Annotated in this window: 13 protein-coding genes; 9 read left to right on the top strand and 4 right to left on the bottom strand. The window is 42.4% G+C overall.

Annotation, left to right across the window (positions count from 1 at the left end):
- Positions 1 to 93 precede the first annotated feature (93 nt).
- Positions 94 to 258 carry a hemin uptake protein HemP gene (hemP, locus tag KZA12_RS01450; protein WP_201622320.1) on the top strand — a complete coding sequence of 55 codons (165 nt, stop codon included), beginning with the start codon at positions 94 to 96 and terminating at the stop codon, positions 256 to 258.
- A gap of 243 nt (positions 259 to 501) precedes the next feature.
- On the opposite strand, the gene KZA12_RS01445 is transcribed toward hemP, so the two are convergent.
- Together KZA12_RS01445 and KZA12_RS01440 are read right to left on the bottom strand one after the other, a co-directional pair.
- On the bottom strand, positions 502 to 5,490 hold the full coding sequence (locus KZA12_RS01445; RefSeq protein ID WP_218688961.1) for a translocation/assembly module TamB domain-containing protein: 4,989 nt from the start codon (positions 5,488 to 5,490) through the stop codon (positions 502 to 504).
- 172 nt (positions 5,491 to 5,662) lie between these two features.
- On the bottom strand, positions 5,663 to 9,154 hold the full coding sequence (locus KZA12_RS01440; RefSeq protein ID WP_218688960.1) for an autotransporter assembly complex family protein: 3,492 nt from the start codon (positions 9,152 to 9,154) through the stop codon (positions 5,663 to 5,665).
- Between the two features lie 336 nt (positions 9,155 to 9,490).
- Here KZA12_RS01440 and KZA12_RS01435 point away from each other — a divergent pair, with 336 nt between their 5' ends.
- The 7 genes from KZA12_RS01435 (at position 9,491) to KZA12_RS01405 (ending at position 19,123) form a co-directional block, all read left to right on the top strand.
- Positions 9,491 to 10,843: an MFS transporter gene (locus KZA12_RS01435; protein ID WP_201622322.1), complete on the top strand. Its 1,353-nt coding sequence runs from the start codon at positions 9,491 to 9,493 to the stop codon at positions 10,841 to 10,843.
- 203 nt (positions 10,844 to 11,046) lie between these two features.
- The gene (gene coq7 / locus KZA12_RS01430) at positions 11,047 to 11,691 is read left to right on the top strand and encodes a 2-polyprenyl-3-methyl-6-methoxy-1,4-benzoquinone monooxygenase (RefSeq protein ID WP_218688959.1); all 645 of its coding nucleotides are present in this window, start codon (positions 11,047 to 11,049) and stop codon (positions 11,689 to 11,691) included.
- Positions 11,692 to 12,124: 433 nt separating this feature from the next.
- A complete protein-coding gene (locus tag KZA12_RS01425) occupies positions 12,125 to 13,093 on the top strand; it encodes a hypothetical protein (protein WP_227677152.1) in 969 nt (322 codons plus the stop codon).
- 348 nt (positions 13,094 to 13,441) lie between these two features.
- Positions 13,442 to 15,934 carry a triacylglycerol lipase gene (locus KZA12_RS01420; protein ID WP_256932769.1) on the top strand — a complete coding sequence of 831 codons (2,493 nt, stop codon included), beginning with the start codon at positions 13,442 to 13,444 and terminating at the stop codon, positions 15,932 to 15,934.
- Between the two features lie 446 nt (positions 15,935 to 16,380).
- Positions 16,381 to 17,889: a cytochrome ubiquinol oxidase subunit I gene (locus tag KZA12_RS01415; RefSeq protein WP_201622324.1), complete on the top strand. Its 1,509-nt coding sequence runs from the start codon at positions 16,381 to 16,383 to the stop codon at positions 17,887 to 17,889.
- Positions 17,889 to 18,905 carry a cytochrome d ubiquinol oxidase subunit II gene (cydB, locus tag KZA12_RS01410; protein ID WP_201622325.1) on the top strand — a complete coding sequence of 339 codons (1,017 nt, stop codon included), beginning with the start codon at positions 17,889 to 17,891 and terminating at the stop codon, positions 18,903 to 18,905. The genes KZA12_RS01415 and cydB overlap by 1 nt, the downstream gene beginning before the upstream one ends.
- 101 nt (positions 18,906 to 19,006) lie before the next feature.
- Positions 19,007 to 19,123: a DUF2474 domain-containing protein gene (locus KZA12_RS01405; protein WP_201622326.1), complete on the top strand. Its 117-nt coding sequence runs from the start codon at positions 19,007 to 19,009 to the stop codon at positions 19,121 to 19,123.
- A 126-nt stretch (positions 19,124 to 19,249) separates the two neighbouring features.
- On the opposite strand, the gene murU is transcribed toward KZA12_RS01405, so the two are convergent.
- Positions 19,250 to 19,978, bottom strand: coding sequence for an N-acetylmuramate alpha-1-phosphate uridylyltransferase MurU (murU, locus tag KZA12_RS01400; RefSeq protein WP_218688958.1), 729 nt, complete (start codon positions 19,976 to 19,978; stop codon positions 19,250 to 19,252).
- A 23-nt stretch (positions 19,979 to 20,001) separates the two neighbouring features.
- Positions 20,002 to 21,147 (bottom strand): aminoglycoside phosphotransferase family protein, encoded by a 1,146-nt coding sequence (locus KZA12_RS01395; RefSeq protein ID WP_218688957.1) that lies wholly within the window; start codon positions 21,145 to 21,147, stop codon positions 20,002 to 20,004.
- A 497-nt stretch (positions 21,148 to 21,644) separates the two neighbouring features.
- Between KZA12_RS01395 and KZA12_RS01390 the strand changes: the two genes are divergently transcribed.
- Positions 21,645 to 24,701, top strand: coding sequence for an LPS-assembly protein LptD (locus tag KZA12_RS01390; protein WP_218688956.1), 3,057 nt, complete (start codon positions 21,645 to 21,647; stop codon positions 24,699 to 24,701).
- Positions 24,702 to 24,763 lie beyond the last annotated feature (62 nt).

The following is a 24,763-nucleotide window of genomic DNA, read 5'->3' as shown; positions in this document are numbered from 1 at the left end:
CTTTACCCTATTTACTCAGCTTATTTAGCTAGCTTGGCACTGATTTTTATCCCTATAACTCACACCCTAGCCACTCATCAAAAGGAATTTATTATGAGCATCGTTATTTCTCGTTATCTAAACTACCGTGACAACCGTTTGCCTACTATGCAATCTCAGCACTTATTTGCGCTGACTAATGAGGTGCGTATTGAACACGAAGGCGAAGAATATCGCTTACGCCTTACCCGTAACAACCGCTTGATTTTGACTAAATAGCCGCGTAGATGACTGAAGACGGCCAATCTTTACTTATTGAGAAAAAAGCTATCAAAAAAAAGCTTTAGAAGTCAGTATAAATATTATTAGTTAGCCAATAAAAAACGCCTTTAACTAGAAGGCGTTTTTTATTGGCAGCTTTTATTGGCTGTTCTTATTAATCAACATCTAACCTGCGTCTATACCGTTTATGCGCTACCTTGCTGAGCTAGGACAATTGCAAACTAATACCATTACCAGCGATTAAAATTGCAAGCTGTACACTACATCGACTGCATTTTCAGCAGCTGAGGTTGCTTCGACATAGATACGGCGAGTCAGCTGATAACGGATGGACAGACTACTTTGGGCGTTGAACACCCCGACCCCATAGCGTATATATAAATCAGGAGTAACATAACCTGTGACGTTAACGTTAGTATCTTCACTATTGCCTGAGGCTTCAACCGTTAAGCTCTGTAGACCAAAAGCTTGACCTATTTGATTAGTCAGACTGCGAGTACCACTTAAGCCAAAGTTCAAGCCAGCAGCGGCTAAGTTATTGGTGACTTGTGATTTGAATCCTTGTTCACTAATCTGAGAAGGACTGCCATCATTGATACGACCGGTAACTAAAGCATTCATAGCTTGCTGTTGGGTTAAGCCGGCGTTATTGAATACTATAATATTAGGACTTTCTATAGACCCCGTAACTCGCACACCCACCGTATTATCACTGATAGTTTTAACCGCTTCGATACTTAAGTTAGGCTTCATAACGTCGCCATTGAAACGCACTTGACCATAATTGAGTTCGAGACTCTGTCCAAAAGCGTCAATACTAGTACGACGTGCTACTTGAACCACCCCTTTCGCTCGCATGACGCCTGTGCCATTTTGGGTGACATTAATAGCGCCAGCCAAAGGAATAACAGCACCGAAACCACGGAAGTTGATATCATCACCCAAATCTATACCAATATCAGCATTGATTGACCAAGGTTTAGAGATCGCTAGTACTTCCTCAATATTACCAATTAAACGTCTATCTAGCACCACGGCGTCTTCAGTCTGAGTGATAATATCTTCACTAGCTTCTGGCGGACGAATAGTAGCGGATGGCACACTGATAGCCCCAGCAATATTGACATAACGATCACTAGGTCGCACGATGATGTCTATATCTGGATTGACTTCAGCTAGTAGTAAAGGTGGCTGAGTCAACACTAAGCGCTCACCAATAATACTTAGCTTAGCTTGCAGCTTTTCACGCCAATCGATAGTCCCTGTCAAAGTACCTGCCCCTGTACCACTATTGAACTTACCATCGACAGTCGCTTGGGTACCACGAATCTTAGCAGTAGCCCCAATTTTGGACAGATTGACTGGTAAGTCTAGCATCGCTACACGACCATCGACTAGTTTGACATCCCCATAGAACTGCGGTTTATCTAAAGTTCCGCCTAAGCCCCCTGCCATAGTAATATTGCCTTCTAATACCCGCATACCTGGGAAGAAAGGCTTAAATACTGCTAGATTTAACTCGTTAAGGACTACAGCTCCTGAGATAGGTTTTGGGGTTTTATAAGGATCAACAATGACCTCAGCGTAGCCACGAGCCCCGCGCCCTGTATTGATATCTGAGCGCAGCTTTAAACCTTCAGGAACGGATAAAGCAATTAGCGATACCCGCTGGTAGGGCAAGGTTACCGGTTCAGCATCTCCGTCTTGAATCAAACCGATTTTGCCGTTGTCCGAGTATAAAGTAGTATTAATAGTTGGCGGCTTACCACGTTGCCAGCCAACAATTGCCTTACCATTGATTTTGCCATGCCAATCAATATCGTCCGGCAAAAATATAGCAAATAATGAAGTATCAATCTTCTGTACAGTGAGGTTGACTTGGCCTGCGGCAGCAGATGCTATTAAGTTTTCGCGCAAACATAACTTACCAGTCTGATCTGCAGCCTGCCAGCAATGCGCTGCCAACTGTACTTTTAGATCGCTATTATTATTACTTGGCAAATTGACGATCAATTGTGCTGGTTGTACTTGATCTAGAGTGGCATATTGAGACTTAACTCGACCGTTCCCTATAGCTCCGGACCAGCTAAGCTTGGCACGGTCAAACCCGCCTTTGAGTCTAGCAGAGATATCAAGCTGATCATTTGCAACAGCAAGATTTAGGGTGTGTGCCTGCTCAGTCCCATTAAAGGCGGCATTGACATTTTTGAAACTCTGACCAGAGACATCTAAGCCTTCGGCACTGATAATCAGCTGGCTTGGACTATTAGCCAGATTGACTAGCTTACCGCGTATCTGACCTTGACGTAGGATAATGCCAGGTAACGAAATACGCTCGCCTACCAAATCGATATAAATTGTTGGTAGCGCCTCTCCGTTGGGCTGCGATAAAGTGGCCCCGCCAGTTACTTTACCCGCTAATTTATCTGAGAGCTGATCGAGGCTAGTGATGTTGATTTTTGTTTCTAACTGCTTAGCATTACCATTAGCCGTCAGGTAATTGTCTCCCCAACGCAGTACGACATCGTTAGCATTCAAGCTCTCAATGAGGCCATTAACTTGCTTATATTGCGCTTCAGCATCTTGAGTTTGGAGACGCTTAAAGTAACTGGAAAGATCTGCTGGTAGATTGAGCTTAGCTGACAAGCTACCTTTGGCCGTCAACGGCTGTCCTTTCAAACTTCCGCTTAAATTAAAGCGCTTTAAATTAACAACTTGTTTGGTTTTACCCCAACTACCATCAGTATCAATCGTTCCTGTGATCACACTGGGGGTATCTTTGAGGAAATAACCTAGATTAAAGCGATCCATAACCGCATTAATATTCCACGCTATTGCTTTACGCACATCTACGGTGCCTTTAGCATCGATACTACCAGCAGCACCCACATGACGGAAGCGCTTGATACGAATAAGCTGTGAGTCGCCACTAGCATCTAAGGTTAGCTTACCAGCTGGCAATTGCTCAGCATCAAGTATCCCATCAAAGTTGATAGCAAACTGCTGTAACTTACCTTTAGCGTTAACTTGGTTTTTAGGGGCTGACTGCCACTCACCGCTAGTCACTAAGTCACCAGTCACTATAGCTGGATTATTAGGCAAGAAATAACCTACGTTAAAGTTATCAAAACGCCCAGTTAGTTTCCAGCCTAGGTTTTTGCGGAGATCAACCACCCCTTTGGCTTTTACCGCTCCCGCTTCACCAGCATAATTTAATTTACGAATATTAACTAGCTTAGGCGTGCCGGCAGCATCGATAGATAAACGGCCTTTTGGCACATCAGCGGTATCAATTTGCCCCTCAAAACGAGCATCGAATACTGACAGCTCACCACCGATAACATCAATACTAGCATCACCACCGCCAACGATGCCTATAGCACGACTGTCTTGAGTATTATCAAGATTGACTTGCAGGTCAGTATTATCAAAGCTGATGATATGACGCTGACCTTCTACTCGGTTTTTACTAATATTGAGTAAACGCCCGCGAGCATTAATACGTCCTACTAAGCGCTCTATCGGTAAGTCGCTGCGATACTGTTTAGGTAACAACCCTTTAGTACGAGCATCTATCTGCCAAGTTAGCGGACGCTGTTTGCTGGCCAATTGAATCTGACCAGTACCTGAAAGGTCGCCGACAATACCTTTATAATTCAAACGATCGATATCGATTACGTTAGCCACTTTGCGCATGCGCACATCGTAGTTACCTTTTGGCGCTATGTTCAACTCATTAATAACCGCGTTATAGTCGACAGACAAGCTTGAGCCACGAACAGTAACCTTTGCTTTCCCACTTGGACTGTCAACATTACCTATATTAGGAAGATCCTGACGTTTTAGGTTTTGCCAGCTGGCATCGATATACAAAGGCGCTGGCTGCTTAGATCTAACTGGTTTTTTACCGCGTATAATATTAGCATTGACATGCTCGCCGTCACGCTGGCGTAGATCCGCATCTATCTCTAAGTTACCAGCGCTATTATTATGCTGATAATGAAAGGATAGCTCTCCATTGAGCTTTTTGGGTGCATAGACTTTATATTCTGCATACTCTTTAGGAATAACCTGTCGAATATCGAAGTTACTACCTGTAGCGCGCAAATTGGCATCAAAACTGTTTTTCCAGTCCAGAACTCCTTGCACCAATAAGTCTCCAGCAGGTACATTAGCATTGAGTTGCCCAATACGCAGTTGGCTGTTAGCGACTATACCGCGAGCTTGATAATGACCTGAAGGGATGTCTTTAGCGGTCAATTCTGTATTAATGCGCAACTGTATCTCGGAGAGAACCCCTGAGGCAGTAAGCAGACCTTGTTTCAGATGGATTTTTTGCTCATCAGCATAAGGAATAAGTAGGTCATCCCACTGTAATTTGGCTTCAAAAGGCGCACCAGCATCCAGGCCTTGTATCACTACTTCGCCACGTACATCACCTTCGTTATAACGGCTACGCACTTTACCTACGGTACGCTTTAAACTACCAGTCGCTGTGATATCAAGCGGAGCTACATAAGCTTTTTCTAAGGCGCTGACTTCAGCGATGGCGCTGAAATCTAATGGGTAATCCCCTTGTAAATCAATACTACCTTTCAAAGCACTGACTTTGACAATATCAGCATAGCGCAAATCACCACCGCCTACCGTCACTTGACTGCCAACCCAAGTAAGATCACGCGCAAAAATATCATGGATTACAATAGGGTCTTTGCTGACTTGTTGATAAACTATGGTTTTTACTTTTGCTTGATCAAAACGCAAGTTGACGGGTAACTTAAGAGTTTTATAGTCAAAAGGCTCGCCAGTTGGCATTTTTTTATTGATAATATCAATACGCTGGATATTGGCATCACGCAAATGAACTTCTTTAGCAAAAACTGCCCGCCAGCCTATTTTTACATAGGCTTTATCCACCAATACTTGGATATCTTCAGTGGCCTTGATATCAATATCAGTGACCCAAATACCATCGCGTAAATTACCGCTACCATATTTGAACCCAATACCAGTCTCAGCACTGATCTTCTTTAGTAGGAATTCAGTACCTGACTCAGTACCTGCCATATAGAAAAAAACCGCAAACATGATCACTAATACGGTAAGGATCAAAATAAGCAGTTTTAATAGGAAGGACAACGGGTACCAATGACGCAGTAAACGGGCATCTCTTTGGGCCGGATCTTCATCCATAGGGTTCTTAGGAGGCGTGGTATTATTGGTCAACATTATACTCAACTGCATTAAAATTCTAATTACTAACCAAAGATTAGCGCGTTTTTTGAAGCCTTGCTAGGCAAGATTACTAGCGATAAAAAGGTAATAACTTTCCTAGACTCAAAGTACTTAGTTGATCTCAACTATAGGACTCAGCATCACTTTATCACTAGTATTCTAACAGCTATAAAGGGGAACCGATAAAGAAGTGTAATCTTATTGGAATGCTCTCTTCAGTAACTCCAGCAGCGACATCGACTCGCACGGTACCTACTGGTGACGCCCAACGTATACCAACGCCAACGCCGACTTTGGTTTCAGTATCAAAGTTAGTATCATAAGCATTACCTACATCAGTAAAAAATGCACCGCGAAAACCTGGTTTAAACTCATAATTATATTCAGCACTACCTACCGCCAGTATTTGACCCCCTGTCAGATAGCCATTCTGTAGTGGCGATAAGCTTTCGTAGTCAAAGCCACGAATACTTTGGTCACCGCCAGCGAAGAAACGTAGCTTATAAGGTACTGCTTCGAATTCGTCAGCCCAAATATAGCCAGTATTAAAGCGACCGATCAGCTGGTGCTTATCATCTTCACCAAAGCTATATAGCCCACTAACCCCTGCTCTGACAATTGCCATATCAGTATCGCTTAGTAAACTCTTACTGCCCGCTTCAACACTATAATATTGGCGAATACCACGTGTAGGATTGAGCACATTATCGACATTAGTCTTATTAACACCATAACCGAACAGCAATGCTTCTTGAGTAGGATTTGAGGAAACAAATCGTATAGGCAAATCTTCTAGATCAGCCCCTTCTAACCCTGTCTCTAGCTTGTCCGAGCGATACTTAACAAAGTAACTTCGATTCCAACCATTTTCGTTGCGAATATTACGCGCTAATGCCGCTTTTAAGGTTTGAGTAGACAAGTCAAAGTTACCTTCACCTTGGTTGATAACCTCTTCCTCGTAAGTCAAACGTGCCTCAAGTTTATCATTGAGTGGGTGCTTCCATGGTCGACTACCGTATAGCGTAGCATTTTTGGTAACACTAGAAAGCTCAACCTCAGCCCCTGCCTGATAGCCTTTACGATTGATTAAATTGTAATCTATTTTTGCTGTGGCTCGTATTCCAGTATCTGTACCATAACCGAGACCAACTTGCGCATCACGAGGCTTATCAGATGATACAAACACATATAGTGGTACTTTTTTGCTCTGCAGTACTTGTTCAGGGGTTATACGGCCTACAAGGGTTGGGGCAACGAAGTTTTCATCTGTAAAAGGTTTCTCACCATCAGGGAATATGCTTTTGACCACGCTACTAATAGAGTCGCTTATTTTGCCTAAGATGTTTTCGGCTTTATCTTGCTTTTCATCTAAAACTCGATTGTTTGGCAGCTGAGTTAAACGCGTGGCTTTTTGCTTGATAGCTTGTAGCTTTTCACTAGTTTGCTCATCGACTTCGAATTCAATAGGGGCAATATCAGCAGAATCTACTCTGGCACCAGTATTGGCGACAACACTGTCATCGCTAGCGCTTTTTGCATTATTAGCAGCATTACCACTCTCCTCATTAGTAGTCAACTTACTGGCAGTAGCGGCGCTATTAACGTCCTCATCAGTAACACTGCCCTCATCTTTAGATGGGGTATTGTCAAAGGCTAAGGTACTGTTTTCGTTGCGCTCATCTGGCGGTAGGATTGACTCTACATTGACGGTATTAAAGTAGCGAGTAGCGGACAAGTCATTACTGAATTTGGTAATGTCCGGACGATAAAAAGGATCACCAGCTTCAAAATCAAACAATTGCTTCAATAACGACATCTCAACAGGCAATTTAGCAGGGTCACTGGTCAAAGTGCCTGTTGCCTCATCATAGGTAAAGAATATTACTTCATCAAACTGATAACGATCGCCAGTGTTATAGACTAGCGATACATCGGCTGTGTTATCAGGTAAGATGATATCAACAGATTTGTTCAACCAATATTGATCAAAATAACCATAAGTATTACTTAAGGCTTCTAGCGCCGCCTTACTACTTTTATAGACTCGATGATTAAAGATATCCCCTTCTTTGGGCGGTAGATTGGACTGCAATGCTTGGAATTCTGGCTGGTTGCTACCTTCGCCACGTATATCGACGATGCTACTATCAACCCGCACCGGCTCGCCTAATCTCTCGATAATAACATCGATAGTATCACTGTTAGGCTGGCGTAAGCTTAGAGCAATATCATAGTAGCCAACCGCTCTAGCCGCATCTAGTGCCGACTGACGTAAGCGTGGCAACGCGGCAGTAAAATCAACCACAGACTGTACTGTAGTATCATCTAACGCCGCTTTTATATTATTGATAGGTTGAATCTTGTCGTCTGCTTTAACCAATTTTACTGGGCTATTATCATCTTTGCTGCTTGACGCTTGCTGTAGATAAACCGTAGTCTCGACATGCGGTAGCGCCGTGACCCCACCATTAAAAAACCTATTGTAAGCGCGCTTAATAAAGCTTTCTGGATTACGAGCGCTGGTCTTAAGTTTTGAGCCTTGCTGCAAACTTTCACTGATGGCTTGCTTTTCGGTGCTTACTTGATAGTCCGGTAGATAATCATCAGGATTTATAACACTACCTTTACGTTTTGGTCTATTAACTCCAGTACCCGTTTTAGGATCAACATCGGGTGTTTTGCCGGCATTAATCTGAGCTACAGTATCCTGCACCTTATCAGTGGCACCAGTGACATGCTTAGCTTGCTGCTGCCTTAAAACTTGCTCTGGGTTTGACTGCTGATTGATATTAACGCCTGAATCAACCCGACCGCTACTTACCGCAGCACTCACATTGATTGGACGCGCCATAATCTCAGCAGTTTCAGCACGATCTTGCTGATTCTGAGGCTTGTTAAGGGTATCAAGATTACTAGGCATTGGTAGAGTAGATTGATCTAACTCAGTATCTAGACCAATAGGAGGCTGGCGACTGTCTAAGGTAGCAATAGGCCGATTAAAATCATTACCCGTGATAAAAATATCTTCATTAAAACCGTCGGCGCCAATGCTATTGCTAATATTGTTATTAGCCTTGTTATTGAAATTACTGTTATTAAAATTACTGTTATTACTATTTTGTCCACTATCTAATATGTCTAAGGCTGCCAGCTCATTTTCGATCTGCTCAGGGGTCATCATCTGATAGCCACGCTGCTGCATCTCTGCTACTTTTTGCTGTAACTCTGCATCCGATACCTCAGGAGCTGTATTATTGTTGCTATTACTATTGTTATTACTGTTATTAGATTTATTGCCTAAAGTCTGTTGGGCATATTCCTCTAGTACCGAGCGATCAATAATCCCTTGTTCAACTGCTTGCTTAAGACGCAGCGCATCAAGTACATTATCTATTTCAGCATCAGAGCTGATAGCTGCAGAGCTATTATTAGCCTTAGTATTAGAGGTAGTAGCCGCCATTGCTGGGCTCATACTTAAACCTACAAAGCTAGTAGTAAGCGCAGTAAATAATGCTGAGCGAGCAAAATGCTTATAAGGATAACCAACCCCTAAACGCTGAGTATTAGGGCTATCTAGTACTTCTATATTATCTTGTATAGTATCTTGCGTCGGCAAGCGCAAGCTGCCAAATGCTGGAGTTGGGGATAGACCACTCATGTACTTATTTCCTATCACTTCATTTGGCATAATAAAACTATGCTTATAAATCGTTGCAGACGCAGACTAAAGGGCAAGCTTACAAATAATAACTTAGTTAATTATTAAATCATAGCATCGAGGATATATATTTCTAGCAAGCAATTGCTATTATACGGCTTAACATCGGTAAATCCCATCTTATATTATTATAAGTTTTTGATAGTAATAGCTATTATTTACAATCCTTAGCAAGCTTGACAAAGCGGGCTCGTTTTAGTGCTGCCTATTATATTTGATATAGGTTATATTTAGCTTATCCAACCCATTACAAGCGGTACACTTGTAGGAGCATTCATGGCTAGTCAGTTTCAATTATTTAAGCGTAAGCGCTTTAGTTCTATGTTTTTTACCCAGTTTTTGGGAGCCTTTAACGATAATATTTTTAAGCAAGCGTTGATATTAGTGCTGACCTATAGCGCGGCTAGCCAGTTGGGTGTAGAGGTTAGTATTTTGAATAATTTGGCAGCTATGCTATTTATTCTACCTTACTTTTTGTTTTCGGCAGTAGCAGGTCAATTGGCTGATAAGTTTGAGAAGTCAAAGCTGACTCGCCTTGTAAAGCTACTAGAGCTAATTATTATGGCGATAGCGGCCGTAGGCTTTGTATTTGAATGGTATGCTTTATTATTTGTAGCGCTGTTTTTAATGGGTACTCACTCGACTTTTTTTGGCCCTATCAAGTACGCTTATTTGCCTCAGGCTATGAAAGAAGATGAGCTAGTAGGCGCCAACGGTCTGTTCCAGATGGGTACTTCACTGGCTATATTGCTAGGTATGATTATCGCTGGGGTATTAACCCAGCTGCCGCAGTCACTATACTGGATTAGTGCTACGGTTATAATAGTAGCTGTATTAGGCTATATGGCGGCGCGCTTTATTCCCGCTACCCCAGCCATGCAACCTGAGCTTAAAGTAAACTGGAATATTTTTACTACTAGTGTATCGATAGTACGTTACTTATACTCTTTACCGTTTTTGTTCTTCATAATCTTAGGTAATAGCTGGTTTTGGTTTTATGGGGCGACGTTTTTGACTCAAACCCCAGAAGTCAGCAAAGTTATCCTACACGGTGACGAGTCAGTAGTTATATTTTTGCTAACGCTGTTCTCAGTTGGGGTATCAATAGGCTCTTTATTATGCAAAAGCTTAACCAAGAATCAAGTTAGCTTGCGCTTGCTGCCTTTCGGCATTGCCGGTTTGAGTGTCTTCGCTATTGATTTATATTTTTCACTGTCAGCGTTAACTATAGATACTACTAACAGTGAGGCTTTATTAGGCATCACTAGTTTACTGGCTATCAATGGCAGCTGGCGAGTGTTCGTAGATTTATTCTTTTTGGGCTTTAGTGGTGGCTTATATATCGTACCTTTATATGCTTCTATGCAGGCCTATGCACCCAAAAGTCATAGGGCGCGTATCATTGGGGCTAATAACATCTTTAATGCTATCTTTATGGTGACCTCAGCTATATTTGCGATCGCCGTCTTGAATGCATTCGCTATGAGCCTACCGCAGCTGTTCTTAATTACTGGATTATTAAACATCGCTTTTGGGATATTTTTATACTTAAAACTGACGAAACATATTCAGAATGCGGTTATGCAAACTCACGATGATTCTGACACCCTCAATGCTAGTGATGCATAGCTAGTGATGCATAAAGGGGTAAGGCGTGAGCACATTTGAATTTATTATTATCAGTTAATAATAAATGGTATCTTTGCTCTGCCGACCATCCCTATTATTTGTTATAGTGGCGACTAATAACAGAGTAGTAGTTTTTTGATACCTTTTTAATTATCTTTTAATTGCCTTTTAATAATAACAGACACCCTCATTAGGAGTTGGCCATGACCTTGCGTTCCTTATCCAAAGTTGATCGATTGTTGCTTGGCGTTGACAAGGCACTGCGAGCCGTTGTTCCCCATTCAAATCCTAGTACTCGCCCGCTGCCGGTCAGCGATGATAGTATTCCTGAATTGAGTATCACTGAGTCTCGTCACGTTGCCGGCTTGATGCGTATCAATCACACGGGTGAAGTATGCGCTCAAGGGCTATACCATGGTCAGGGCTTTGCCGCCAAGAACAGCGGCGTTAAACAAGCTATGCAGCACTCAGCTGAAGAAGAAATCGATCATTTGGTTTGGTGTGAGACGCGTCTTCATGAGCTTGGCAGTCATCCAAGCATCTTCACCCCGCTATGGTATGGGATGTCGTTTGGACTTGGTGCGGTTGCTGGGGCTATTTCTAATGAATTTAGCTTAGGTTTTGTTGCTGAAACTGAAGCACAAGTTAGCGAACATTTACAAGATCATATTGGTCGATTGCCGCCGCAAGATAAGCGCTCAAGAGAGATATTGGCACAGATGGATATTGAGGAGTTGCATCATCGTGAGCTTGCGCTACAAAGTGGAGGAGCCGCTTTATCGCCTCCTGTTCGTTATACTATGCGATTACTAGCTGACTGTATGAAAAAAGCCTCTTATCATTTCTAGTAGCTATGCTGATGACTATAATTTTTACTGATTTGAAGCGGTCAATAGTTATAATATTGCAGTGTTGACATCGGCGCTACAGTTCTGCCCCTTTGGGTCATCAGTTTTGCTAATGTATGTATAATAAGATCTATAAAAATTCAGTTTTATAAATATTTAGTACGCTACAGTAAGATATCAATAACAAACCTACTATTGAGCAAGTTTATGCTGATTTGTTAGGGTAACGATAATTTGTAATATTATTGGCAATAGTCATTATTTTTTAGGGGCTTTAAGTCAATTTTAATCTTGACAGCTAAGTGTCATAAACAAGCTAAGTGTTATAAACAACTGCTATGCATAGCGCTAACCCTAAATTTAGTTACTAAATTGTTATTAGTAGTTCTTTATGTAGTTATTCACAATCATCAAAATAAAGGTAGTTTCCTATATGAGTCATTCAGCCAGCCATAGATTTGCCACCCTGACTGCTTTAGCAGCCGCTTGTAGTTTCATGTTCGCCGCTCCTGCTATTGCCGATACACCTCAGGCACCGTCTAACCTAACCGTTCCGAGTGCGACTGACTCGAGTCAGCGTGTGGTTCGTCGTACTACTCAGCCCAGTGCTACTGTTAGTACTGCGCAGTTAACACCGCAGCAAGTTACTGCCGCGATACCTGAACCTACGGTCCGTACTTACCAGCCAAGCCCAATTACGGCTACTGGTGTCGATATCGGTCGCGGTCAACTGACTAATATTCCAACGCCACAAGCTCGTGTCTCTGACGTTAGCTTTATAAAAACTATATTAATTGATCAAGACACCCGTGGTAATGATAAGCTTGATGTCAGCTTACTCGATGATTTTATCGCTGAGGTCTCACCTAACGCCCGCCATTACCCACCTAACTTCCCTAACCGTACTCAGCGTTACAATGCCCGCGAAAAAATCAAGGTATTAGCTGAATGGATAGAGCCTTATGCTAAAGCGCCTAATGCTTCGTATGACGTGTTGCTACGTGCTGCTAAACTGAATGGCATGGGTCGTAACTTAGATTTGGGTAGCGAATATACTGTACGTGGTGGCGCTTATATCGATCGTGCTATCAAAAGTAAAACCGACAGTGGCGAGGCTAACTTCCTATACGGTATGATGCTAGCTGAAGGTGGTGGCTTTAAAGAAGGACAAAAATACTTAGATCGCGCCGTAACTCTTGGTTATACTGAAGCCGAGCAAAGTCTAGCTCAGTCTGATTTATTGAGCGATCGCCGTAGCGAAGCATTAGATCGTTTGCGTCGCCTTCAACGCCAAGATCCTAGCAACAGCATTCTTTCGCAACAAATAAAATTGGTTGAAGATGGTAAATTCTATATTTGGGATTTGCCAGCTCCTAACGTCAGCGTTAAGCCTAATATGTAAGGCTTAGCTTATAGCGGTAAATAATCAAAATAGCCTTGCTATTTATATAGCTACTACAGTAGCTACTATGATTATTAATATCTCTATAACGATTTTGCTAAACAGCACCTTAGTTTGTTATTGATGACCAGTCAATCATACAACTAAGGTGCTTTTTTGTACTTATAGCTAAGTCATTTTATCCCTCAAGATAGTCAGCCCCGCTTCATTAAGCGCTTATTGACTCTGTAGTCTAATATGCAACATCTTATAGTGTAACGTTAAAAGTTACGCTACACTTACTCTGCTATATCAATAGCCTTTTGCTGCTTAAAATTTATGAGTAACTGTTATTTACTGAGCCTATCCATGATTCCTGTCCGCTTTTTCGCCGCTATAAAAGACTATAACTATCCAACAACCCTATTGCGTAGCCCTATAATCTTATTATTTACGATGAGCTTAGTGCTATTAACGGCTTGTAGTACCGTATCGGTGAATAAACAAACTTCAGCAAAAATCATCACCGCTCAGCGTGGCAATATAGCTACCAGCAATAAGTTCAGTACTAGTACCAGTTCAGCACTGCTATCAGCTGGCCTAAATCAGCAAGCGTGCTTACAGAAATTCGATCTGTGTTTGGATCAGTTAGGCGATAGCATGCTTAATGAGAACTACCGCTCAACACTAGCTATCTTCGCCGAGCTTTATTATGCTAAAGCACGGCAACTAGCGACCTCTACTGCTTGTACTGATGCTACAACACGTCCGCCACTTGACCCTTACTACGCTAATGCACCTTTGAATGCTGAGCAGATGCAAGCTCAAAAGCTAGGCGAAGATAGTTGTATACTCAGTTATCAAACCAACTTATTCAATGCCATCAAGTCGAGCTATAGCTATTTATTTTATGACAGCTTAGAGCACGACTTCGTTGGCGCAGATATCGATAGCAATCAGCGCCTACAGCAGCATCGAATCCCTAATGATACTGATATTCAAACTCAAGATATCTACAATGCTGCCAGTAGCGAAGTAATCACCCAGTTATATAAGTCAACCAATACTGCCAGTAACATTAGTGCTGGTAATAAAATAAAATATCTCTCTGCTATCGATTCTGTCGATGAGAGTCATAAAGCAGCGATAGCCAACCGCAGCGTACTACCGGGTAAGCCTACTGATCAGATCAATGTGATGCAGATAGCCGTAGACAACTATAAGCTCAATGTCTATCTGCCTAACGAGAGTAATTATTTAAAAAATGCCGATAAAGATACCTCAGCTTTAGTGGATTTGATGTCTACTTACGAGCTACAGTTAACGGGACTGAACTCTATTAGTAAGCGTCCAGGCTTAGGGGTGAGCTTTGTGGCATCACTGGATGATCGCTATACCACTACAGTGCGTCAGCTATTAGCTTCCTCGTTATCTGGCAAATTATTTAAATCTATACCTGATGGGCCTGTCGATGATACTGAGCCTACAACCCGTATCTATCCTACTGGTCACCTGCTTTTAACTGGCCTGATCCACCCCGTAGGCAACAGTATTCTCGATGTTTTGAGTAGCGAAAATCTTAATGTGCATTTATACAATCCTTATCGTAGTGAGAGTGTGCAGATACTAGGAGATGATTATCCGCTAGCTGCTAACTTTTCGGCAGGCTACGGGCTGTGGTTATCGGAGAACCAATTGGACAGTGTGGGCTATCTAAACCTACTGACCCGTCAACAACAAGCCAGTCTGCCTAAGTTATTTATGCTTGAGCCTTACGATCCCGATAAACGCGTGCTCATCATGATTCATGGACTGGCCTCCAGCCCAGCGACATGGGTTAATTTGACTAACGATATTTTTAATGACAAAAAATTGCGTGAGAACTATCAAGTGTGGCAAATATTTTATCCCACTAATTTGCCTATCCTAGAAAACCGCTACCAAATTCAGCAACTATTAGAAGCTACTTATAAGCAAACAGATCCCAGTGGCCACAACCGCGCCAGTAGCAATAGCGTCATCGTCAGCCATAGTATGGGTGCCCTAATTGCACGAATGATGGTCTCTGATGACAATTTAGCTGACGGTCTTCAAACGCTAAAAAGTGCGGATGACAAGCTATTACTCAACAGTGACGAGATAATGATCAATACTAAGCTCCAACAAGCTTTAGGAGATCCGGAGCTGAGTTCACGTCTTAAGCTTAAGACCTTGCCACAAGTCGATACCACCGTATTCTTATCAGCGCCCTTTCGTGGAACTGATTATGCTGATCGGTGGTTTACTCGTGCGCTTCGCCGCATAGTCTATCTTCCTGTAGGTTTGGTAAAAACTGTCACCGACAACTTAGCCACTATTGCCTTTAAAGGCGACTTGGCACAGAATCCTTTTGGTGCTTTGTACTTACAAAATGGCGCCAGTCAGCTTAGTAACAAGTCTTCATTTATTGAGTTGACTAGCGATATCGCTATCAATAAGCGTATTACCTATCACTCAATCATCGCTAATAATGATGCCGATATAACCCAAGGACTGGCACAAATGCAGCCTAATGGTGCCAAAATCGACTTATCAAAACCGCTGCCAGACAAAGACCCTGCCAAAGATGACAACTCAGCACAGTCAGTCAGCACAGAAAATAGCGTTATCCCTAGTGCCGCGCTCGTCTCTGCTGTCACCGTCAATGAAGAGATCAGCCAAGCCCTCACTGAACGCTTATCAGATGGTATTGTCCCTTATACTAGCGCCCATCTTGATGGTGCCGCTTCTGAAACTATCATCAATGGTGGTCATAGCATTCAATCGAATCCGCAAACTATTTTAATTTTACGGCGAATATTACATCAGCAGCTACAAAACTAAACATAACCATAAAGGGCCTATTGTGCCCCAAAAAGCTAACTTGGTTGCTGTTGCAGTGCTGCTTAATGGCCTGTAACTTAAGCACTCTTTAATATATCTTAAGAAAGCCTAGTCATTGTTCAATAGCTAATTTATGACTGCGAGGTACGCACTGAGGGAGAAAGGCTAGCTTGCTTGATGCTTGCGGTAAGCGCATAATATTCTGATGTTAAATCTTATTAGAATTTAGATTTAAATGCTAAGTGTTGGTAGTTTATATGGATATAAATTATTTAATTCAGCTAAACCGCCCATAAGCAATCTTTAGCTAAATAACATTTATGATTAATAATAATTGGCTATTGCCCGTAATATTTACCGCCTTATTTATTAGGTGATTACGGACCGTTACTTAAGCGTATCATGGAAGCTAGCGCCAGTCAGCTAACAGATAAGGGTAACCGTTTATGTTCGCAACATTTATGATCGATCAAATGGATGCGCTGGTACTTGCGCGTATCCAATTTGCCTTTGTTATCTCCTTCCATATTGTCTTTCCTGCTTTTTCTATCGGGCTTGCTAGCTTTTTGACAGTGCTTGAATTTCGCTGGCTTAGAACCGGCGAGCCTATCTATGCCGAAGTTTATAAGCATTGGGTAAAGATATTTGCAGTGGTTTTTGGCATGGGGGTAGTCTCTGGGGTAGTAATGTCTTACCAGTTCGGTACCAACTGGGCGGTATTCTCTGATAAAGCCGGTAACGTCTTAGGGCCTCTATTGGCCTATGAAGTCCTAACGGCCTTCTTCTTAGAAGCTTCCTTCTTGGGTATTATGCTGTTTGGTTGGGGACGAGTCAGCAAACGTATGCACTTTGCCTCAACCGCTATTGTGGCTATCGGAACCCTAATTTCAGGATTCTGGATTTTGGCTGCTAACAGCTTTATGCAGACTCCCCAAGGCTTTATGGTCGGTGCTGATGGCCTGCTATATCCTACCAACTGGCTTGAGATTATTTTTAATCCCTCGTTTCCATATCGCTATGCCCACATGATGACTGCTGCATTTTTGACTACTGCTTTTGTTATCGGTGGTATTGGTGCTTATTATCTACAGTCTAAACGTCATACAGAACATCGTAAACATGGTCGCGTGATGTTAGGCATGGCAATGGTTATGGCTATATTCGTAGCTCCTCTACAGATAGTATTAGGGGATATGCATGGTCTTAACACCCTTGAGCACCAGCCAGCTAAAGTAGCGGCGATGGAAGGCTTATGGGAGAACGAACGTGGTGCGCCATTAGTGCTGTTCGCTATCCCTGATCAAAAAGCAGAAAAGAACCATTTTGAAGTCAAAATCCCTTATGTCTCTGGTCTAATCTTGACCCATTCATTAGATGGTGAAGTCAAAGGTCTCAAAAATTGGGCGCCAGAAGACCGGCCCTTCGTCCCTATTGTATTTTGGTCATTCCGAGTCATGGTAGGTATTGGGAGCTTAATGTTACTAGTAGGCTTATTTAGTGCTTATAAATTCTTTAGAAAACAACAGTTTAATCCAGAAAGCAAATGGTTCCATCGCGCGTGGATGATGATGACCCCGCTAGGTTTCATAGCCTTACTAGCTGGCTGGTTCGTTACAGAAACTGGTCGTCAGCCTTGGACTGTGTACGGTGTGATTCGTACAGCTGAGAGTATGTCACCATTGGCAGCTCAACAAGTAGCGACCACGCTAATTGGTTTTATTGTGCTCTATATCCTAGTATTTGGCGCTGGTAGCTTCTATATCTTACGCTTGATCGCCCATGGACCTAAACCCTATGAAGATCCTGCTGATGATAACTTTTATGAGCATTCAGTGACTGAAGGTCAAGGACGTACGCTGAGCGGTGATAGTAATGCTGCTGAACATACTAGAAAAAATGATGACGTAGATCTAGACACACCGGCTAGTGATAAAGATGAAGGGGGTTTACGCTAATGTTTAATTTTGGCGATGTTTTAGATTTACCTCTGATTTGGGGTGGCTTAATTGCCTTAGCAGTATTCATCTACGTCTTGCTAGACGGTTTCGATTTAGGCTGTGGTATTTTGTTCCCATTCGCAGGCTCGGATAAAAACCGTAGCCGAATGATGAACTCCATTGCGCCTTTTTGGGACGGTAATGAGACTTGGTTGGTATTAGGAGGTGGTGGCTTGTTTGCCGCCTTCCCAGTAGCCTACGGTATCATTATGACTGGACTCTATTTGCCGGTTACTTTTATGCTGTTCGGTCTGATTCTACGCGGAGTAGCTTTTGAATTTCGTTTCAAATCTTCTACTGGCCGCTACGTATGGGACACCGTATTCTTTATTGGCTCAATCAGTGCCGCTTTTTTCCAAGGCGTGATGTTAGGGGCTTTAGTACAAGGTCTTAAGGCTAGTAATCGCTTGTATAGCGGTGGTCCATTCGACTGGCTAACCCCTTTCGCTATCATGTGTGGTATTGCAGTGATTATCGGTTATGCTCTACTTGGCTCTACTTGGTTGATCATAAAAACTGAGCATAAGCTACAAGTATGGGCAAGAAAAGTCTCTGGATGGCTGCTAATGGCACTCATATTAGCGATGATCGTAGTGACTATATTCATGTATTTCTCCGATATCAAGGCACTCGAAGGCTGGTTTAGCTTCCCAGGAATACTATATCTTGCACCGATGCCAATTATCGTGGTGCTACTGTTTTACTTTATGCGTAAAGACCTCAGTAGTGAGCGTGAATATCGTCCATTCTTATTGACAGTGGCCCTGTTCTTAATGGGCTACATTGGGGTTTGTTTTGCAATATTCCCTTATATTGTCCCTTATCAGATGACTATTTATGAGGCAGCCGCTGCCGATACTTCGTTATCCTTTATGTTAATTGGTGCTGGCATTATGCTACCGATTATCTTGAGTTATACCGCTTTTGCTTACTATACCTTTAAAGGTAAATCTAATCACGAGCCTATGTATTAATAGTTAGTGCTAAGAGTACTAACTGACAGGACTAACAGGGGTTGTTGATAACATAGCTGTTAGTCAGTAACACGGCTATGAGTCATTATGAAGAGGTTATAATGAAAAATCTAAGTAAAAAACAATCGCAATGGGCGTGGTTCGTTGGTTTATATTTAGCTGGGTTTTTGACTATCTTTACTATTGCGCAGTTGATCAAATTGGCAATGGGTGTCTAGTAGTTAAGCTAATAACTAACTGGGTTAACATAAAAATGCAGCGCTAATGATCTCATCAGCGCTGCATTTTTGTTTATCGTTTTTAACACCGAACTATATTAGATCTAAGCTAACCTCTAAATTCAATCAAGCACCCCGATGAGCGCCTGCTCCTTTAGTGTCAATGAAAGTATTTATCTGCTCTAGACGGGCCGCTGTACCGACATCTATCCAGTTATCAACAATAACTTCAGCTGTGACTTGAAACTTGATCATAGCCTTGCGTAACAAAGGTCCCAGCGCTGCAGCTTGACCAGTCACTAGGCCATCGAGCAGCCTTGGTGATAGTACACTGATGCCAGAAAAAGTATATTTATCAGCACCCGCCACAGCGTGCTCGCTGGCTAAACCATTATTGATAGCGAAATCACCATTATCATTATGCTCAGGATTATCAATCAATAGTAGATGAGCCTGTTGATCAGGGCCTAAAGTATAGTCGACCAACTGCGAAAAATCATAGGTTGTCCATATATCAGAATTAACTAAGACAAAGGGCGCATTTTGCAGTTTTCCCGTCTGTAGGGCCTGAAATATGCCACCAGCAGTTTCAAGTGGTTCATCTTCCTCGACTGACCACTGCAGCTTAACGCCATACTGCGCGCCATCGCCTAGCGTGGCCATTAGCTTATCAGCAAGCCAAGAAGCATTAATAGTGATATCGGTAATACCTGCCGCTTGCAATGCTTTGATATGCCAAACTATTAGCGGCTGCCCCCCTACCTCAACTAAAGGTTTTGGGGTATCGAGAGTCAGTGGCCGTAAGCGTGTACCTTTACCCGCTGCCAAAATCATTGCTTGCTTTATGACCGACATAAGCGCTCCTTATTTTTGTAAAATTAGATATATTGCTGAGCAAACCTACTTTGATAAGCGGGCAGAACGCTGTCTACTAACCAAGTATTAAATGGCAATACCGCGCGTTTGATGTCATCTGTACCATGAGCACCCAGCCATTCAAGCTCAAATATTAAATCAGTCATCACTTTTGGGATATCAGCTAAGTAACGGCTCTTACCATCACGCTCATATAGACGAATAAAAATCCCCAGCACTTTTAGATGGCGCTGAACCCCCATAACATTCACATCGTTTTCAAACTGTTTAGCACTAGGCGCAGTGACTAATTGCGCTTGCTGCTGGCGCTGCCAAAAGTCGTGGATCCATTGCGTTATTTGAGTCTCTGGCCATTCAACATAAGCGTCGCGCACTAGTGACACTAAGTCATAGCTATAAGCACCTACTACTGCATCTTGAAAATCAATAATACCTAACTTAGCAGGATCTGCCTGATCTTGCATTAGATTGCGACTGTGGTAATCACGATGAACGATCACTTGCGGCTGTGCCAAAATATCTTCGATCAAAGCCAGCTTTAAAGTATCCCACAGCGCTTTATCCAGCGTAAGCCCAATATAAGGTATAAACCAGTCACTGAACAAGTCCATTTCACGATCTAGCAGTGCGGTATCATAATCTGGCAATTGATATTGATTTTTAGCGACCTCTACAGGCACCTGTTGCAACTGTATTAAGGTTTGCATAGCCAACTGATAGTATTCATCGATTTGCTCAGCCCTAGCATCCGTCAGAAGATGGGCAAACTCTATCGAGCCAAAATCTTGTAATACTAAAAAACCTTGCGCTAAGTCTTGAGCAATAAGCTTGGGTACATTTACCGCTGGACTCATCAGCTTAGCGACGGCAATGAACTGCTGCATGGCGTCTTGCTCATCAGCCGAATCCATAACCATATAATGCTCTGGCGGTTGCTCACCTGCATCGAGTAATTGTAGACGATGGTATTGACGAGCGCTGGCATCCCCAGGCAAGCTGACTAAAGTAAAAGGTTGGCTGCCAAATACTTGTTGTAGCCAAAGCTGTAACTGCTGTAAGCGATTATCGTCTGTACAGTCCGCACTTTTATTAGAGGAAAGCGCCGCTGCACTAGGGGTAGTATCAATACTAAGGGGTATATTAGTCATAAAGAACATCGCCGGTTAAATATAGTGATAAATCAGGCAAATACTTGCTAAAATGGCAAACTATCTACAAATAGTTAATGGTTTAATTTGGCCTTGACAATAAAGGTCAAAAATTAAAAGCTTAGTCAGTAATGCTTGCTAATAATATCAAGTATAAAATTTCAGTTATAAAAATTGATGAATAGTGTAGCTGATTTGATTTTTTTTGACTATCATAAGTCGTCAACAATCATATATTGGCTAATCATTAAATAGCTGCCGGTTAATTATTTGATTCAATATTGGCTCATTAACTATATAATCCTCAAATAGAGGACTATATCAATATAGACTAACACTGTTTGCTATTGTGAACAGTATAGATAGCATATAGCCGTTGTTGAAGCGCAAATAACCGTTAAAGCTTGTTAAATTTGTGGTTAATAAACAGTACTTGCGGCTAATAAACAGTAAAAGTAAGTCGTCATCCATTAGACTTTGTAATCATAGGTGTGCCCTTGTTATATTCTCCGCTTTACCAAAGCATTCGTCTGATTTTATTTGGCGCCTTAAGTTTGACTGGGTTGAGCGTAAGCGCAGCTGAGTTAGCAGCTGCAAATCCGCAAATAGCGGCAGCTTTAGTGGCGGATAGTCCTACTATTGCCAGTACTAACTTGCAAAAAGACTCTAATGCTAACCGTTCCTACACGGATAACAGCTACTTTGATCAATCCTATAATCAAAGCAATGCTAATACTGTGGCGCTTGCTACTGAAGAGCTAAACGCTGCTGAAGAATTGAGCGCTGAAAACAATATAGCAGTGACGGCTATTACAGAGGATACTAGCGAAGCTAATGTTAATACTAACGATATAGCTGAGCAAGCGAAGCGCTCTTCTACCCCTAAAGCACTGACTACTGCTGCAAGTAAATCGTCGACTACCACTAGCAGCCGTCTCAATGTAAAAGATGAAAGCGTGCAAGAGAGCCTAGTGCGTTTAGCAGAGTTCTATGAATTAACTCCAGATTCGAAGTTCGATAAAGGCTTAAATAAGCCTACTACTAATACCCAGTCAAATAGCGAAACGTTACGCCCATTAGGTTCTGACCTAAAGCTACTTCCCAACTCGGTAGATAGTGCGCAACGTTGCGAAGGCCAATGGGTCTACCCTACTAACAACCCAAACTACCAACGCGCAGTTAACGAAGCTAATGGTAATTTAAACAATAATCAAGATAACTTTGCGCCGAATGCCAACTCCAATACGGCTCCTGATGGTAAGTCTGCGCTATTTGCAGAAGCCGATTACGGCTATTATGACAATGTTGATTATGCTGAGCTTTCAGGGAATGTCATCATTGACCAAGGGATGCAGCATATTGAGGCCGAAAAAGTAGTACTAGACTTAACTACCGGTGTAGCTGCCGCTCAAGGCAAAGTGTTGTTCACCAATAAAGCGACCAGCAACAATAGTAGTAGTAATAGTAAGAACAGTGTTGGCAGCAATAGTGGGCGAAATATCTTTGCTAACCGCAATAGCCAACCTACGCTTACCGAAAAAGCTTCTGATGGTGGCCTGATTGGGGTAGCCGATAGCTTAGCTTATAATACAGAATCGGGACAATCGACAGCTTACGGGGTTGCATTTGCTAGTGTACCTCTACAAGCGCACGGTTATGCTGAGCGTCTTAATCGTCCTAACGATAGCCAATATGAGCTGGACAATGTAATGTTCAGTACTTGTCCGCCTACTGATCGTAAGTGGCAGCTGGAAGCTAAGAGCATTGATTTAGATACTGATACTGGACGTGGTAAGGCTTATGACACCACCTTCCGCATAGCTGATATTCCAGTATTTTATCTGCCTTATTTTAACTTCCCTATTGATGCTCGTCGTAGTAGTGGCTTCTTGCTCCCTAGCGCTAGTATCGGTAGTGAGAACGGTCTTGAGATTGATGTTCCTTATTATCTCAATTTAGCTCCTAATTATGATGCCACTATTAATACTCATATTTATACCAACCGTAATCCTATGCTCTCAGGTGAATTTCGCTACCTGACTGAAGGCTATGGTGAAGGGGTATTCAGCGGTTCTTACTTACCCAATGATAAAAACTATGACGGCGAGGATCGCAGTAGCTTTTTTTATGATCATTACTGGTCCTCCTCTAGCATTCCACGCTTAAGCGGTGATGCTAAATACAGCTACGTCTCAGATTCAGATTACCTGAACGACTTCGATACTTTAGGACTGTCAGACAATACAGTCAATCTACCTACACGGGCACGACTCAACTATTATAATGACTATGTGAATGGTGAGCTTAAGGTTGAAACCTTCCAGACTCTAGATGCCTTTAATGATAATGGTCAGGCGCTACAAGACAAAGATAAGCCCTACTCACGCTTGCCACAGTTGACTCTAGATTACCGTTTGCCTTGGGCGAAGAGTTTCGACATTACTGGGGTTCACGACTCCGCCTACTTTAAAAAATCTATCAATGATGGCTCAGAGGCGGAAAAAAGCGGATTGCGTGTCTATAACAAACTTAGCGCCGCTTATCCGATAGAAAAATCTTGGGGCTATATCAAACCTAAAGTTAGTTTGCAGCATTTATATACCTCCTACGATCAAGACAGCTTAGCCGATAACTCGCTGGATCAAGAGAATGGCAGTCAGTCAGTATTTGTACCTCAAGCCAGTATTGATGCAGGGCTATATTTATATCGCGCAGGCTCGCCATTCGGTGCTTTTGATAACACTATGGGCGGCTACCAGCTAGTAAGTCCTCGCTTGAAATATACTTATTCGCCGTTTGAAGATCAGAACGATATCCCTAACTTTAACACCCGTATTGCCTCAGTTAACTATGACCAACTGTTTTCTGATAGCTGGTTCTTAGGCCATGATCGCTTGCAAGATTTGCATGCTATCACCCCTGGAGTTAATTATCGTTACATCGATGCAACGGGTGTGACACGTTTTGATGGTAGCATTGCAGAGCAGTTTTACATCGATGATGGTCGTGTTACCCTCGATGGGGATAACCAGCTGTTTAATACTTCATCATCAGGAATGGTCTGGAATAGTAGTTTACAACCTTACAACAATGTCTGGGTTGATTTGAGCGGAGCGCTCGACAACAGTTATAATCTAAACTTTATCACTACTGAACTACGCTATCAGCCTTCTAATAACAGTCTATTCAACATCGGTTATGTCAAGCGTCAAAGTGATGAAAACACTAATCAGTTGCCGTTATCAGCTGTTACCGCTTCTGCTATCTTCCCTGTAAATAACAATTGGCGGGTGATAGCACAAGGTCAATATGACCATCGCCGCGATAAAATACTAGATGCTTTAGTTGGGGTGGATTACGAAGATTGCTGCTTTGGTTTTGCCGTTTATGGCCGTCGTTATTATAATGATTTGAATGTCAGAGATGAACCTACGCAAGCAGTAATGGCTGAAATTAGATTGAATGGTTTGGGTAGTGGTAATAGTCGCCTGACGCGTCTGCTCTCTGACAAAGTGTTAGGCTTTGAGCCGGTACAAACCGCTTGGAAAGATTAATAAGCCATTAAAGGATAGTTCAATAGCTATAGGCTTATAAAATAGCTAAAGTCTCATTGACT

The sequence above is a fragment of the Psychrobacter sp. BF1 genome, assembly GCF_019279065.1.
In the GTDB taxonomy this organism is placed as follows: domain Bacteria; phylum Pseudomonadota; class Gammaproteobacteria; order Pseudomonadales; family Moraxellaceae; genus Psychrobacter; species Psychrobacter urativorans.
Note: the sequence above shows the minus strand (reverse complement) of the source record. Positions and strands in the feature narration are given on the sequence as shown.